Here is a 16734-nt window from a genome sequence, read left to right on the forward strand (position 1 = left end):
TCATGACCACACTTCCTTATCTCTCTCAATTTTTCGCAGTTGCGGCTATTACTAATATTAAGACTTATCCATGCGCCTAATCGAACTCAGACTAAAAAACCTCAACTCCCTAAAAGGCGAATGGCATATTGATTTTGCTGATACTGCCTTTACCAATGAAGGTATCTTTGCTATCACTGGGCAAACAGGTGCTGGCAAGACCACCATATTGGATGCTATTTGCTTAGCGCTATATGGTGAGACGCCAAGGATTAATAGTATCAGTAAGAGCAGTAATGAGGTGATGACGCGGCAGACGGCAGAGTGTTTCGCTGAAGTAGTGATTGACTTAAATGGTGAGCAGTATCGCTGCCGCTGGGGGCAACGCCGTGCTTACAATAAAGCAGATGGCAATCTGCAAGATGCGACTCATGAAATCGCTAAGATAAACGTTGATGACTCGTCAAAAGAGGATGAGCTGTTAGAGAGTACCTTAAAGCATACCAAAAACAAGATCATTGAACTGACTCGGATGGATTTTCAACAGTTCACTCGCTCTATATTGCTAGCTCAGGGCAGTTTTTCAGCATTTCTAAAGGCAAAGGCTGATGAACGCGCAGATATTTTAGAGAAAATCACTGGCACTGATATTTACGCTACCATCTCAACACAGGTTCATGATAAGAAACGTACCGAGGAAGAAATTCTTAATAAGCTGCAATACGGTTTAGACGGTTTAATGCTTTTAAATACCGATGAAGAAAGTCAGTTAAAATCGGACTTGCAGTCATATCAAAGTGCTCAAAGTGAACAGCAGCAGACCATTCAAGATTTGGCCGAAAAGATAAAGTGGCTAGATAGCGTCACAGAATCAAAAGAAAAACTGAATACTTATCAAAATGATCTAGCGCAGGCTCAGCAGGCTAAGCAAGACTTTATCCCTAATGCCAAACGCTTAACCGCTGCTAATAAGGCGTTGGAGATTGACAGTCAGTTCAGCCAACTTGTGCATAGTCGCGATAATTTAAAACGCTTGCAAGAAGAACAGCAGCAGATCAGCAGCATCCTACCGCAAAAACAAGACGACCTAGAGCAAGCAACCATACATCTAGAAACAGCAAAAACTCATGCGCAAGCTACCCATGAAACTTTGCAAACGGCTCTACCCAATATTGCGCAGGCGCGTAGACTAGATATAGACATTACGCAGAATAAGCATGTCCTAAAAGATATTGAGCAAAGACAGCAAACTCTAATGGGCAGCACTCAACATTTAAGTAAAGAGATAGACAACCATAAACAGCAGGCTGCGCAGAATAAAATCCAGCTCACACGTGTCGAAGGCTATCTTAATGACGCCCATGAATTAAACACTATCGATAGTGATATAGCGAATTTTAAGAGTCATTGCGGCCGACTAAAAGCCCTATTGCAAGAGAATACCGCCCTATCAGATGATAAAACAAGCCAGCAGCAACAGATCCACCAGTATCGCGCCAAACTTGACGTCTTAAATCAACAGAAAAAGACAAAAGACACCACCATGTTGTCTATACAGGATAAATTGGCCGCTTTACAACAAGAGCAAGCAGCATTAACCCAAGTGCAGTCATTGGCTGATATGCGAGATGAGCAAGAGCAGATTGATGATATCAACCGTCAACTTGACCAAGTGAGCGTTAAGGCAAAACAGCAAGATGAGCTTAGCGTACAAGTAGAGAAAATAGTTGCGACCTTGCCAGTAATGAGTAACGACCTCACAAAGCTGGCAGGCTTAATCGCTGATAATGAATCGGCTATCAGCGCTGCCAAAGAAAAGCGTCAAGACAAACAAGCCCAGCTGCATTTACTACAAAAAGTCGCCAAGTTAGAAGACTATATCGCTGACCTAAAAGATGGTCATCCCTGCCCGCTTTGTGGATCGCTAGAGCATCCTTATAGTGCAGACCACCCACATTTGATACAAGAAACGGAAGCAACGCAAACTCAGCGGCAAATAGCAGAGCTGGATACGACTATATCCAATTTAGAAGATACTCTATCTAAACATCGTATTAATCAAGCAACTGTACGACAGCAGTTTGCGCAAGCGGAAGAGCAACAAACCCTGCTAAATCACCAAATACAAAAGTTAAAGATAGATATCGACCAGTTGGTCAGTTCAGTACTAAATAAAGGCTACTCTCGATTTATTACTGAAACATTAAAATCGCTAGCGCAGATTGAGACGCATGTAGATGCGCTGTCATTATTAGACAGTAGCAAAATCGAGCTAGGTAAGCGTAGAGAATCTCTTAAAAATACGTTAACTCAATATGAAACGCTTAGCGAGTCGCTCTCTACGATGCGTAATGACATCGAAGCATTAGACAAGGAGCAGCGTGAGCTAACCAGCACTATTAACGAGATTGAGAGCAATAGTAAAAAAATAGCATGGGCTATAGAAAACTTAGACAAAAAATATCATGATAATTTTTCCGAATTGACTGTGCTCAAAATAGATATATTAGCCCTGTTAAATAAATATTCCGCTGGCAAACATCAGTCAGATGCAAAAACGGCGATACGTTCTTCACTACAATCATTACAACCGCTGATAACCAGCATTGAAAATCAAACCGTACTAAGCAATGTGGACGCTCAGGCGCATATCAATACTCTGCGCCGATGTCACAGTGCCCTTTTAGAAATCAAGCAACAGTTTAACGACTACAGAGAGGATCAACAAACCTTTAAGACATCACTTGGTCAACTAGAAACAAAAATCGAGACCAAGCAGTCTCAGCTCGACAAAGAAGAAAATGAGCTTGTTAAAATCTCTCAACTCGCGGCAGAAAGAACTGAGGCGATTGAGAAATTACAAACAGACAGAAAGTATGTTTTTGCTAATAAAGATCCTGAAACAGAAGAAAAGCGTTTACGTGATGCGTTAGATCAGGCTAAAACCACGCAGACCTCTACGCAAAGACAGCTAGACAATGCTGGGCAGATACTTAGTCAGTTGTTTAATACACAGCGACATTTGATTGAACAATTAACCACGGTGACTAATACACTCAGTAGCCAAGAAGATACCTTTAATTCAGCGCTTGCCGCCTCTGATTTCGCTAATGAAATAGATTTTACTAATGCACGCCTGCCAATTGATGAGCGTAACGCACTTAGACAGCAGCAACAGCATATCGATTACGCGCTAAAGCAAGCGCACTCTTTATTAGAAGAAACACAAAAAACACTTGCAGATAAACAGGCCAATCCGCTGACAGTAGACGATAGAGAAACGCTTACCCAACAGCAATCACAAGCGCAAGATGAATTTAACAAACGGATTGAATCAATCGGTGCAATCAGTCAGCGTCTAAAGGACAATGAAGATAAGAAAAACACCCAACAGGCGCAGATTAATGCCATCACCGCCCAAAAAGATAAACTGCAAGTTTGGCAACAACTGCACAAATTGATTGGCTCATCTGATGGTAAAAAGTTCCGTACTTTTGCTCAAGGACTTACCTTTGATCTCATGGTCACTCACGCCAATACGCAGCTGCAAAAAATGAGCGATCGCTATTTGCTGGCCCGTGATGATAATAGTCCACTTGAGCTAAATGTAATTGATAATTATCAAGGTGGTGAAATTCGTAGTACTAAAAACCTTTCAGGCGGCGAAGGTTTTATTATCAGCCTAGCATTAGCATTAGGTCTCTCACAGATGGCCAGTCAAAATATACGCGTGGACTCGCTATTTTTGGATGAAGGCTTTGGTACATTGGATGAGGAATCTTTAGACATTGCGCTTGATACACTGACCAATCTACAGCAAGAAGGTAAATTAATCGGGGTGATATCCCATGTTCAGGCGCTAAAAGATCGCATTTTAACCCAAATTAAAGTTGAAAAGCTCTCGGGCGGATTCAGCCGAATCAGTGGTCAAGGGTGTCATAAAGTCGTCAGTGAAAAAGTATCATAAGTTAGGTTAATCACTTAAACCATTTTTTTTAGACAATAAAAAACCACCGAACATGAAGGACGGTGGTTTTTTTGTGCGACAGTTTCAGTTTGATATTATTTCATTACTTAGTTACTAAACCACTAAGCTCACTCATTAATACTGACAACGTTGAAAGACCGATTTGACCTTCTTCATCGTTGCTATGCAGCTCATCTAACTTATTCATCTCTGTGGTGACTGCTGCAAGCTGATCGACGTGTCTTGCTCTCCATTCACTAAATGCTTGCTTAGCATCTGGTTTTGAGAGTACCGCATCCATTAATAGGCGCAAGCTGCGTGATAGCTCGTTCACTAACGCATGGCGAGCACGGCGATCCCAATAGTCTTGTTGTGGTAGGCTCGCAATATTTTCCATCATCCAGTCTAACTGCAACACTTGATAAGCTTCGAAGTATAAAGTTGCAATCTCATCGACAGGACGCTCATATTGCTCAGCAAGCAACGCAGCATCAAGCGCATCGACATGGTACGGTAGCATCGCAAATAGCGTAGCGTCATTATCAGACAGATCTTTTTGCATCAAGTGCTTGGTATCTTCTTGCAGATATTGTGCAAATTGCTGCTCGATAAAACCACTTGGCTTAGTCAGTTTTTCAACGCTTTCACTAAAGCGGCTAATCATATCAGCGACTTGCAGATTTTGACCGAAGGCATTGATGAACCAGACCACACCGCGCTCAAGTGAATCACGTAGACGTAGCTCAAGGTTCAGCAGTAACGTCGCCTCAACTTGATTGTCTAATGCTTCAAGTGCTTTCCAAGCGCGCGATACGTTGAATACATCACGGCTAATCGCATAACCACGTACGATAGTGGCTAGTGATTGATCGGTTTCCTCAAAGAGACGGAATAGCGCTTCAATACCTAAGCGGTTGACCACACTGTTGGTCAAGTAAGTACTGATAATCTCGCGATGCAAACGGTGCTCAGTCATCTCATCAAAGAAGCGTGAAGCAAGCTCATCTGGGAAGTACTTACGTAGCTCATTGATAAAGTACGGATCATCTGGTAAATCAGATAAGAGTAGATTGTCATAAACCCACATCTTGCCATAAGCCAAGACCACTGCTAGCTCAGGATTGGTCAGACCAGTATCCGCTTTTTGACGCTTCGCAATCTCTTCGTCTGATGGTAGATACTCAATTGCACGATCCAGACGCCCTTCACTCTCTAGCATCTGAATAAAGCGCTGATGATCACTCAGGTTGGCTGCGGCACGAATATGGCTCAGCTCAATCGCTTGTGGTTGTAAGTAGTTTTGACGTAATACCAGTTCTGCTACGGTGTCAGTCATACTCTCAAGCAGCTCATTACGTTGCTTCAGCGTCATATCGCCTTGCTCGACCACTTTGCCGAGTAGGATTTTGATGTTGACTTCATGATCCGAGCAGTTAACACCGCCTGAGTTGTCGATTGCATCTGTATAGATACGTCCGCCCGTTTGAGCGTACTCGATACGACCTTGCTGGGTTAGACCTAAGTTACCACCTTCACCAACGACGGCTGCACGTAGCTCATTACCATCGATACGTAGCGAATCATTCGCACGGTCGCCCACGTCAGCATGCGTTTCGTTTGCACTTTTGACATAAGTACCGATACCACCATTCCAGATCAGATCGACAGGTGCTCGTAGTAACGCACTGATCAAATCATTCGGTGCAAGGCTGTCTTCACTGATATCGAAGAGCGACTTCATCTCAGGACTGATAGCGATAGTTTTGTCTTGGCGTGAGAATATACCACCACCTTGACTGATTAATGATGCTTCATAATCTGCCCATGATGAGCGTGGCAATTCAAACAAGCGTGCACGCTCAGCGTATGAGGCGGCCGTATCTGGATTAGGATCAATAAAGATATGTAAATGGTTGAAGGCAGCAACTAGTTTAGTATGCGTTGATAGCAACATGCCATTACCGAATACATCACCACTCATGTCACCAATACCGACAACCGTAAAGTCATCACGGTTTTGGATGTCCATACCGCGCATACGGAAGTGACGTTTGACCGACTCCCAACCACCGCGCGCTGTGATACCCATTGCTTTATGGTCATAACCTACTGAGCCACCTGATGCAAAGGCATCATCCAGCCAGAAGTTGTATTCTGCTGCTAGCGCGTTGGCTATATCAGAGAAAGTAGCTGTACCTTTGTCTGCTGCGACAACCAAGTACGGGTCGTCCTCATCATGGCGTACCGTGTTGGCTGGCGGGACAATGTTACCATCTACAATATTGTCTGTGACATCAAGCATGCCGCGTAAGAATGTTTGATAGCAAGCGATACCTTCTGCTTGGAACGCCTCACGACCATCAGCCATGCTCTTAGTTTTTACAATAAATCCGCCTTTAGAACCTACAGGGACGATCACTGCGTTTTTGACCATCTGCGCTTTGACAAGGCCAAGCACTTCAGTACGGAAATCTTCCATACGATCTGACCAGCGCAGACCACCACGAGCGACTTTGCCGCCACGTAAATGTACAGCTTCGACGCGCGGTGAATACACAAATATTTCAAACATTGGCTTTGGTTTAGGCAAGTTTGGAATGTCTGCTGCCAAGAATTTAAATGACAGACGATCTTTGCGCTGACCATCGCTATCGACTTGATAGAAGTTGGTGCGCACCATTGCATTAATCAAATCTAAGTACCAGCGCAAGATACGATCTTCGTCTAGGCTATCGACATCTGCTAACGCCGCTGTGATTTGCCCTTGAATGGTAGCAGCCTTTTCTTGACGCGTGTCGAGGCTATACTTAGGATTCATGCGTGCATCAAACAAACTACCTAGCGCGACACTGATATCACTGTTTTTGACCACAGTTTGCTGAATATAAGCGCTAGAGAATGGGGCACGTGCTTGTAGCATATAGCGAGACAGCGCACGTAATACGACCACATCATAAGTGTCGAGCTTGGTCGTTAGTACCAACTCATTGAATGAATCGCTTTCAACACGTCCAGCCCAGATCTGCTTGAGGCTGTCTTCAAACTGACCACGTACGACTTGCATATTGACCGTATCGACATGCTCTAGCGTCAGCTCGTACTCTTGCATCCAAATAGGCTGCTCTGGCAAATCAAACTCATAAGTTTGTGCTGAGATAACCGATACACCAAAATTTTCAAGTATCGGCAATACTTTGGACAAAATAACAGGTTGTTCACGGCCATACAGCTTTAGATGCAATTGATTGTTTGCATCGCCAGTTGAGCGGTACAAATGCCAAAGCATCGGATTCTCTGCGGTCAGTCCCGCCAGACGCTTCGTATCTTCGACTGCGGTACGCGCATCAAAACGCTCTTGGTACGCAGCAGGAATATAGTCTAAAAAGCGACGAGTCAAAGCGTTGGCTTGTTGTTCGCCCACATTATCGAGTAGCATTTTTTGATAATTGTCATCCCATGATTGCATGAGTGCAGACAATTTGGCTTCAAGTGTGGCGATATTGACGTCATTTACTTGACCAGGCACGGTACGTACGTGAACGTGTACGCGGGCATGAGCCGATTCATTGAATTCAGTAGTAAACCCTGAAGACATACCGTTATAGGCGTCTTTTAAGACGTTTTGTACTTTGATACGTAGCTCGGTGTTGAACTTATCACGCGGGATATAGACCAAGCACGAAACAAAACGCTGATAATGGTCAATACGGCTAAATAGACGTAAGCTTTTCTTGTCTTGTAGTTGAGTAATGCCCGAAACAATTGGGTATAGCTCTTCGACGCTGGCTTGGAACAAATCATCACGTGGCAAAGTATTAATCACATGCATCATCTTGTGATGGGCATGACCGTCACGTGGCAAGTCTGCCATCGCCATAATCTTATTGGCTTTTTCTCGCAATAGCGGTATTTGCTGTACAGTCAGCTGATAGGCTTGTGACGTAAGCAAACCGATAAAGCGGTATTCACCAATTAGGTTGCCATTGTCATCGAACTTATGAATGCCCAAAAAGTCCATATATACTGAACGGTGTACAGGTGATACACGGCTTGATTTAGACAGCATCAACACGCGCGGCTCAGTCAATAATTGCTTTAGGCCTCTAGGTAATTGGCTAAAGCTTTCTGATAGCTTGTCTTTTTCAGAACCACGTAATAGACCAAGACCACTGTTACCGATTGCGAATAAATCTAAATCGGTCGGCTCAGAAGTCACTTCGATAGACTGACCACCTTCCAAGCGGTATTCACGATACCCTAAGAATATGAAGTGATCGTCTAAGATCCAATCTAAAAATGCTTGGATTTCTTGTTGTGAGTAGAATACTTCTGGTAGCGGCTTAGTTGAAAGCTCCGTTTTGATGTCATTCAACTGGGCACGCATCTGTTTCCAGTCACCAACGACTGTATCAAGCGTGTCAATTTTTGACATAAGCATCTGTTGAAGTGCTTCCAAGTCTTCGTTGTCTTGGTAAGCAATTTCACAATGAATCAATGACATATGTGAAGTGGCACTTTCATGTGCGCCTTCGATATGGGTGATATCACCATTTTCATCACGCTCAACACTGATGATGATGTTATAAGTACGATGAACATCGATACCTTCTGCTTCTAGGCTCATCAAAATCGTATCAACTAAGAATGGTCTATCATAAGCTGCGATTTGAATGACAGTGTGCGAGCTGTGAAAGTGCTGCTCTTCTGCTGCTGGGTTTAGTACTGTCAGCTGCGGCTTGCTGCCGTCGTAAGCTTTGAGTAGTGTAAAGTGATGTAGCGCCATGCCCGCCAAGTCAGCATTACTAATCGCCTCTGCAGTTTCTTGATGCAGCGGCTGATAATAGCTATGAATAAAATGATCAAATAGCGATTTGTCTTTTTGTACATAACTGGTAGCAATATCGCTTATCTGGCTAATGCGCTCTTTTGCGATACTGAGGGAGTTTGGCATTTCCTGCGTCCTTTTTTTATAGATTTGGTTTAACATTTATTTATTTAAGTTTATCGGTTTAGATTGACTACTGTTACTGCATATTCATCATTGGTGCAACGGTGCAGTATTTCCATTCACGCGACTTATTTTATTTTTATAACAGTTAGAAATTTTCTCCTTTTTTGCTCTTATTTTTTATTAATATGTAGCCATCAGAATTTAATACTACCAATATAGTGAAGTGTAACGCACATAAGGCGCGAGCTAAAGTGTACAACATCATTTCATGAATCAGCGATGTGTCGATAACCTTTACTAATGAGACAATGCATTTTTAGACATCGATATGGATGATTCGGTGCTGGCAGGCGGATACTCATGGTAATTGAAGGCGTTTTTTTGTTAGAATATGCCAACATATTTAAGAGCGTACGACTCGCTCACTATTAACTTTAATGCTAAGGGCAAAAGGTATGATGAATATTTTGGTGGTTGGCTCAGGTGGTCGCGAACACGCATTGGCATGGCAATGTGCAAAAGATGACAATGTAAAAAATGTCTACATCGCTCCTGGCAATGCTGGCACCGCCCTTGAGCCTAAATGCCAAAACGTTACGCTAGAGTCTACCGACGCTGACGCAGGCGAGCATAGTGCTGTTATCGCGTTTTGTCAAAATAATGATATCGACATGGTAATTGTTGGCCCAGAAGCGCCTTTGGTCACGGGTATTGTTGATGCTTGTCGTGAAGCAGGTATCAAAGCATGGGGCCCAACAGCATACTGTGCACAGTTAGAAGGCTCAAAAACTTTTGCTAAAGAGTTCATGGAGCAAAACAACATTCCAACCGCTGCTTATCAAGGTTTTACAGACGCAGTCGCTGCAAAAGCCTATGTCGATGAGCAAGGCGCGCCTATCGTTATTAAAGCAGATGGTCTTGCTGCAGGTAAAGGCGTTATCGTTGCTGAAACGATCGAACAAGCATATGAAGCTATCGACGATATGCTAGCGGACAACAAGTTCGGTGATGCTGGCAGCCGCGTGGTTATCGAGCAGTTCTTACAGGGTGAAGAAGCCAGCTTTATCTGCATGGTTGATGGTGATAACATCTTGCCAATGGCAACCAGCCAAGATCACAAACGTGCTTTTGAAGGTGATACTGGTCCAAACACTGGCGGTATGGGTGCCTACTCCCCTGCTCCAGTTGTTACCAGCGATGTTCATAACAAAGTCATGCAGCAAGTGATTCAACCAGTAGTTGATGCCATGAAAAACGCAGGCCATCCTTATACTGGCTTCTTATACGCAGGTCTTATGATTGATAAGGCAGGCGACCCTTATGTCATCGAGTTTAATTGCCGCTTTGGTGATCCAGAGACGCAGCCTATCTTGATGCGCTTGCAGTCATCAATGGTAGACTTGGTCGCCCAAGGATTAGACGGTCAATTGCCTAGCGAAGCCAAATGGGACAACCGCCCTGCCTTAGGTATCGTTGTCGCATCAAAAGGCTACCCTGAAACTTCATCTAAAGGTGATGTGATTGCTGGCTTGCCAGAACTAGATCCTAACAACGACGAAGCTGTGAAAGTTTTTCATGCTGGCACGGCATTTTCTAACGATAATGATAAAGAAATCGTCACAAACGGCGGGCGCGTCTTATGTGTAACTGCGTTAGCAGATAGCATTTCTGATGCTCAGCAAGCCGCATTAGCAGTAACCGCTGCTATTAGCTTCGATGGTGCGCAGTACCGCCGTGATATTGGTCACCACGCCATCACTCGCGAAAACGCTTAGCAGCTAATGCATATCAAAAGACATATTGAGTAGCGTCTTGGGCAATATTTTAGAGAATGCGAAGGTTTCGCTCAATGTGTTTGATTAATAATATTTCTATACTTTATAGCTCTACATCATTATTTGACCTAGCATCATGCTAGGTCTTATTTTTTAGTATCTTTTTAATACTAATCTATTGGTTATAAATAGATTTTTCTAAATTTTAATAGTCAGTTAACTTGCTAGAAAAATCTAGCTATTTATAAATCATACTTAAATTAGTAATCGCCTATTTATCAATAGTTACCACTAGATATTGGCTTACAAAGTAACTATCAATGGCCAGCTCAGGCTCATAAAACCAACGCGCTTTATATGATACAATTTTGTACCTGTGCATCACGTCTCCCTTGTATTGTAGGTTTCGAACCCGCAAATCAATACCAATTGGATGAATGATTATACTTATGGCAAATGATACGTCTAAACCTTTTAGCAACAAGCAATCAATCGATAGCCTAAAAACCTCAGGGTTTGATCGTCGTATGTCGATTGCAAAAACTTCTTTGAATATTGGTCGTCGTTGGGCGGGTAATAGCGTGTCTGGTATGTTCTTAAATAAAGAAGCTCGTACTGCACGCAATCAAGCGTTTATGGAAACTCAAGCAAATTATCTGGCATCAGAGCTAGGTAAATTGAAAGGTTCGGTCGTCAAGATTGGTCAAATGCTAGCGATTTATGGTGAGCATATACTGCCGCCAGAGATCACACGCGCTTTGCAAACCCTTAATGATGACACGGCGACATTGACTTGGCCGACGATTGAGCAAACATTACGCCAGTTACTGGGCAACAAACTAAACGAGCTAGACATTGATCCTGTCCCCATCGGAACAGCTTCTCTTGCTCAAGTTCATCGTGCGACCGTACTCGCCACTGGCGAACAAGTTGTGTTAAAAATTCAGTATCCGGGTGTGGCAGACGCTATCAATTCTGATCTTGCCTTGTTCAAACGATTGTTAAAAGTAAGTAATATCGTTCCCCAAACACGCGCACTCGATGCTTGGTTTGAGGAAATACGTGACCTACTCCATCACGAAGTCGATTATGAAGCGGAAGCGGCTACGACAGAACGTTTTTACGAGCGTTTAATCGATGATCCTCGCTATATCGTGCCTAAGATTAATCGCACTTATTCTAAAAAGCGTCTGCTATGTATGTCATACGAGCCAGGTATCACTGTGGTCTCGGAAGCATTACAATTATTACCTCATGAACGCCTTAATGCCATTGGCCAAGCAGCTATAGAAATCATGATGCAAGAGATTTTTGTATGGGGTGAGATGCAAACAGATCCCAACTTTGGTAATTATTTAGTGCGTGTGAGCGAAAACGATGAAGATATCGATAGATTGGTTTTGCTAGATTTTGGAGCGATTCGTCAGTTTGATGGTAACTTATTAACGATTGCCCGTGGTCTACTACGCGCAGGATATCGCCATGATCAGCAAGCAATGAGCCTTGCTATGAAAGGATATGACTTTTTCGATAGCATGAGTAATAAAGTACGTTCAGATATTGCTTCGTTATTTTTACTGGCTACCGAGCCTTTTAGTGACCCTGAGAAAAATACCAATATCCCTAGCGAATGTTTAGATGAGCAGGATCGCTATATTTGGGCCAACAGTAAATTACATTCACGCCTATCTACTACGGCTACACGCGCAATGCAATCTTTTGAATTTAATCTACCACCAAAAGAATTTATGTTTATCAGTCGTAAGTTTATCGGTGCATATACCTTTTTGACTGTTTTAGATGCGCATACCAACTCTAACAGCCTCGTAAAACCTTATTTATAAACCGTGCAAATTTTGAGCCGTCCTTTAGTGACGGCTTTTTATTTTTCCAGTTTTAATTGCTTAGGCTATTTTATGTTTAATACTACCACCTTTATTGTAGAGCACTGACATAAGCCCTATATTTACTTAGGCTATTATTTTTCGCTTATAGCATTTACCTGCCAATCATCAAATCTTGTTTTATACCACTTCGGCTTACGAATATTTAGCTCCCAACACACTTCTTGTCGGGCAAGGTATTTCACTTCGAAATGAGTGCGCTGACTGGTCGCTGGTACTCGAGAACGTGTTGATGGTAGACACCATACTTTGGTTGCTTGGTGTTCTGCATTGTCCATATAGGATTCGATATTAGTGACTAATATCACTTCTCCGCCCACCTGCAAGCGTGATAATAAAAACTCAAAAAAAGGCATATTCAGCCATTGCTGATTTGGATTGTGCTGTTCAGGATTGGGATAAAGAATGAAGATTTTAGCCAAGCTATTTGGTTTAATGGCATGCACTGTCCATGCAATCGCATCCGCATGAATCGCATCTAGGTTTGATAGATTTTGTAAAGTGGCTAATTTTGAGAATGCTTCAAATTTATTACGCGTGCGTTCAATGGCTATCAGATGCTTATCAGGATTTTGTGCGGCAAAGCTAAGTGCATGCTTACCCTTCCCTGCCCCAATCTCTAGCATTAACGGTTTTTCATTTTTATTGTCATTAATAATATTTGGAATAATAAAGTCACGCGGTGCTGACAGTTTTTGTGGTTGAAAGGCACGCTCTTGCTGATGCGTGAGATCAATATTGTCGGTCATCTACTATCCTTAAAGCATTTGTCTTTTGTCATTATTCGGCCCCATGCTATTATATAGTCAATCCAATTGAATAGTAATACAGCGATAGCAAGTACGCCTCGTTTCGTCGTAATTTAAATGACGGATGCGTTTTATGCTTATGCCATATGCAACCAATACTAATAACATTTAGGACATTGCTCTTTTCTTATGACTGACTCTACTGCAAACACGCCCCCAAAGACCTACCCTTGTCCACGTTGCGGCACCCAGACGGCCTGGCAAGACAATAAATATAAGCCGTTTTGTAGCAGTCGCTGCAAGCTAATCGACTTAGGTGCTTGGGCAAACGAAGATTACACCTTACCTGCAGAAACCACGCCTTTTTCTGACGAGCTATAATCCACACTTTTACTCAATTATTATACCAAGGATGTTTTACATGTCTGCTACTTACCTGATGCCCACTTATAATCGTCAACCAATCAGCTTTACACGCGGTGCAGGCAGTTGGCTCTATACCAAAGATGACACGCCTTACTTAGATGCCTTAACTGGTATCGCGGTATGCGGCTTAGGACACTGTCATCCACAAGTCACTGACGCGATTCAGCAGCAAGCAGGTATGTTGATTCATACAAGCAACTTGTTTGGCATTGATTGGCAAGAGCGTGCTGGAGAGATACTATGTACCGCCGCCCAAATGGACAGTGTGTTTTTTGCCAATAGCGGCGCCGAAGCCAATGAAGCTGCATTGAAACTGGCACGTTTATACGCCTACAAGCAAGGTTTTAAACGTCCAAAAGTTATCGTAATGGAGCAATCGTTCCATGGTCGTACGTTATTATCTTTGTCAGCTACTGCAAATCCAAAGGCGCGTGAAGGATTTTATACGCTAGATGAAGACTTTATTCGTGTGCCATTTGGCGATATCGAAGCTGTCAAACAAGCTGCTCTAGAACATGATGATATCTGCGCTATCTTTGTAGAGCCGATCCAAGGCGAAGGTGGCCTAAACACTGCAGCCAATGGCTTCACTTATCTTGAAGAGTTACAAGCGGAATGTGACGCTCATAACTGGCTATTTATGCTGGATGAAGTGCAAACAGGTAATGGCCGTACGGGTAAATACTTTGCTTATCAACACAGCAATGCTCGTCCTGATGTGTTGACGACAGCCAAAGGTCTAGGTAATGGTTTCCCAGTTGGTGCGTGCATGGTACGTGGCCGTGCCAATGGTCTGTTTGGCGCTGGTAGCCACGGCTCTACTTATGGTGGTACACCATTGGCCAGCCGTGTGGTACATAGCGTATATGACGTGCTAGCAAATAGTAATATCATGGAAAACGCAGTGACTGAGGGTTTATTCATTAGAGAAAGTATCGTTGATACATTTGGTCAACATGGCGTTAGCAGTCGCGGTGCAGGTATGATGATTGGTATCGCGCTACCTGAAGATATGGATTGTAGTCAACTGGTGGATCGTGCCCGTGATGAGCAAAAGCTGATCATTAATGTGACGGGTGGTCATGTTGTACGTTTGCTGCCACCACTTAACATGAGCCGTGATGAAAGCACACAAGTCGCTGAGCGTTTGATCAATCTATTAAAGCCATCATTTTAAAGCATGCTTCAACGTTAATAACAGACAATAAAAAAGCCTATAGATGATTCATTATCTATAGGCTTTTTGCTTTTTGCTTACTGCTTACTAAAAACGTTTCGTGCGTAGTGAGAACAACACTTAATTCGCATGGAAGTATTTCTTAAGTACTTCTAGACAACGAGTGATTTTAGCTGGCTGTTGGTCGCGGTTTAAAGTGACCGCATATAGCACAAAGCTTGGTAACTGATAGCCAGTCAACACTTCTACCAGCTCACCACTCTCAAGCTCTTTTTTGACGTCCATTTCTAACATTCTAACCAAACCGTGACCTTCTTTAGCCAACGTCGTTGCCATAAACACGTTATTGGTATAGATACGCGAGTTCATTTTGACACGCGTTTTTTTGCCAGTTTCAGTCTGAATCATATCAATCTGATTGGCATCTTTCATGATTTCAATACAGATTAATTGATGCTCAGCCAAATCTTTAGGCGTATTTAGCTTACTGTGCTGACGCAAATACTGGGGTGAGGCAACCAATAGTTGGCGCACATCGGTCAATGGATGACTGCTTAGACTAGAATCATTAATCGATGGGCTCATACGAATGGCAATATCAATACGCTCGTCAATCATATCAATATACTGATTGTCAGCTAAATAGGTGACGCTTAAATCATCATGTGCCGCCATCCAAGTAGAGAGTGCTGGCAGTATGTGATTGACACCAAGCTCAGGCGTCGTCGATACACGCAAACTACCTGCTAGCTCATCACGCAATTGATTAACTTTGATACGTCCTTGCTCAGCTGCGCTGACGACATCTTTTGCCGCTTCATAAAAGCTCTCGCCAGCTTCTGTCAAGCTTAGCTTACGAGTTGAGCGATGTAGCAATACCACACCAAGCTCGTTCTCTAATGAACGAATTTGCTGACTGACTGCACTGGTTGTGATACCTAGCTCACGTGCTGAGCCACTAAAAGAGCCATGTCCGACCACACTGGCGAACACAGCCATACCGCGTAAATTATCCAACATATTCTCACCTAAACGTCATTTCAGTTTTTAATATAACTTAACCATTATAACGACTTTACATTCATCTTATCGTTATCAAATGGTTCTCTCTTGTTTGATAAATATATTTTGACCCGTAATAAAAACAAAAATATCAAGGTGATATATTGCTATCACCTTGATATTTAATATAAAACTACGTTCAATATATAAATATACTTTTAGATACTTTGAGCAAACACTGCTCTAAAATCTTAATACAGCTGTACTTTACCCATTTTACCCTCACCACGTTCAGTTAAATACTGCATTACTGGTGTTTTTAGTAATTTCGTTTCAGCAACGGTTTTCGCTTGCTCTAAACGTTTTTTCTGTCGGCGCTCTGGGGTTTTATCTTCGGTCTGCATGATACTACTATCAATTTTCAAGTCAATGTCAGCTTGCGTAAATTGCTGTTGTAGCTTAGCTGCCAATTGCTGAAAAGTGACCTGCAAATGCTTACTATCAACACTGGTCAAAAACGTGGCTTTGCCATTACATTGACCAGTCATTGTACCTTGCCGTGCCAGTGCTAGCTCATCTTGTGCCAATACCTCGCCTTCACGAGCAGTTTGCAGCCAGTAGTCCCACTTTTCTGGGTTCCACTCACCTGTTAGTTCTTGAGGTGGACAACGCAGCAACGTGCGTGGATCTTCATCAGAGTGTGCTGTTAACTGAGAATCATTTGCGCCAGGCTCAACAACTGGTTCAGGCTCAACAACTGGTTCAGGCTCAACAACTGGTTCAGGCTCAACAACTGGTTCAGGC

General features: G+C 42.9%; 8 protein-coding genes and 1 pseudogene. 5 read left to right on the top strand and 4 right to left on the bottom strand.

Features of this window, described 5'->3' with window-relative positions; all coding sequences use genetic code 11:
- The first annotated feature begins 70 nt into the window (after positions 1–70).
- Positions 71–3946, top strand: a complete 3876-nt coding sequence (locus QO187_RS02850; protein WP_371547091.1) for an AAA family ATPase — start codon at positions 71–73, stop codon at positions 3944–3946.
- Between the two features lie 103 nt (positions 3947–4049).
- Here QO187_RS02850 and QO187_RS02855 read toward each other — a convergent pair whose 3' ends face one another.
- On the bottom strand, positions 4050–8897 hold the full coding sequence (locus QO187_RS02855) for an NAD-glutamate dehydrogenase (RefSeq protein WP_371547094.1): 4848 nt from the start codon (positions 8895–8897) through the stop codon (positions 4050–4052).
- Between the two features lie 458 nt (positions 8898–9355).
- On the opposite strand from QO187_RS02855, the gene purD reads away from it, so the two are divergent.
- The gene (gene purD / locus QO187_RS02860; RefSeq protein ID WP_102093602.1) at positions 9356–10672 is read left to right on the top strand and encodes a phosphoribosylamine--glycine ligase; all 1317 of its coding nucleotides are present in this window, start codon (positions 9356–9358) and stop codon (positions 10670–10672) included.
- A gap of 449 nt (positions 10673–11121) precedes the next feature.
- Positions 11122–12516, top strand: coding sequence for an AarF/ABC1/UbiB kinase family protein (locus QO187_RS02865; protein WP_102092611.1), 1395 nt, complete (start codon positions 11122–11124; stop codon positions 12514–12516).
- Between the two features lie 134 nt (positions 12517–12650).
- Here QO187_RS02865 and QO187_RS02870 read toward each other — a convergent pair whose 3' ends face one another.
- A complete protein-coding gene (locus QO187_RS02870) occupies positions 12651–13325 on the bottom strand; it encodes a DUF938 domain-containing protein (RefSeq protein WP_102092610.1) in 675 nt (224 codons plus the stop codon).
- Between the two features lie 189 nt (positions 13326–13514).
- Between QO187_RS02870 and QO187_RS02875 the strand changes: the two genes are divergently transcribed.
- A complete protein-coding gene (locus tag QO187_RS02875; RefSeq protein ID WP_057760289.1) occupies positions 13515–13706 on the top strand; it encodes a DNA gyrase inhibitor YacG in 192 nt (63 codons plus the stop codon).
- A gap of 40 nt (positions 13707–13746) precedes the next feature.
- Positions 13747–14928, top strand: a complete 1182-nt coding sequence (locus tag QO187_RS02880; protein ID WP_102092609.1) for an aspartate aminotransferase family protein — start codon at positions 13747–13749, stop codon at positions 14926–14928.
- Positions 14929–15048: 120 nt separating this feature from the next.
- Here QO187_RS02880 and QO187_RS02885 read toward each other — a convergent pair whose 3' ends face one another.
- Together QO187_RS02885 and QO187_RS02890 are read right to left on the bottom strand one after the other, a co-directional pair.
- Positions 15049–15948: a LysR family transcriptional regulator gene (locus tag QO187_RS02885; RefSeq protein WP_102092608.1), complete on the bottom strand. Its 900-nt coding sequence runs from the start codon at positions 15946–15948 to the stop codon at positions 15049–15051.
- A 233-nt stretch (positions 15949–16181) separates the two neighbouring features.
- Positions 16182–16734 (bottom strand): annotated as a pseudogene (locus tag QO187_RS02890) (DNA polymerase III subunit gamma/tau); the annotation flags it as partial.

Source organism: Psychrobacter sp. Arc9 (assembly GCF_041431295.1).
Taxonomy (GTDB): Bacteria; Pseudomonadota; Gammaproteobacteria; order Pseudomonadales; family Moraxellaceae; genus Psychrobacter.

Coding starts and splice junctions, on each gene's coding strand:
- purD (WP_102093602.1), top strand. CDS start 9,356: ATGAATATTTTGGTGGTTGGCTCAGGTGGTCGCGAACACGCATTGGCA.
- QO187_RS02850 (WP_371547091.1), top strand. CDS start 71: ATGCGCCTAATCGAACTCAGACTAAAAAACCTCAACTCCCTAAAAGGC.
- QO187_RS02855 (WP_371547094.1), bottom strand. CDS start 8,897: ATGCCAAACTCCCTCAGTATCGCAAAAGAGCGCATTAGCCAGATAAGC.
- QO187_RS02880 (WP_102092609.1), top strand. CDS start 13,747: ATGTCTGCTACTTACCTGATGCCCACTTATAATCGTCAACCAATCAGC.
- QO187_RS02875 (WP_057760289.1), top strand. CDS start 13,515: ATGACTGACTCTACTGCAAACACGCCCCCAAAGACCTACCCTTGTCCA.
- QO187_RS02885 (WP_102092608.1), bottom strand. CDS start 15,948: ATGTTGGATAATTTACGCGGTATGGCTGTGTTCGCCAGTGTGGTCGGA.
- QO187_RS02865 (WP_102092611.1), top strand. CDS start 11,122: ATGGCAAATGATACGTCTAAACCTTTTAGCAACAAGCAATCAATCGAT.
- QO187_RS02870 (WP_102092610.1), bottom strand. CDS start 13,325: ATGACCGACAATATTGATCTCACGCATCAGCAAGAGCGTGCCTTTCAA.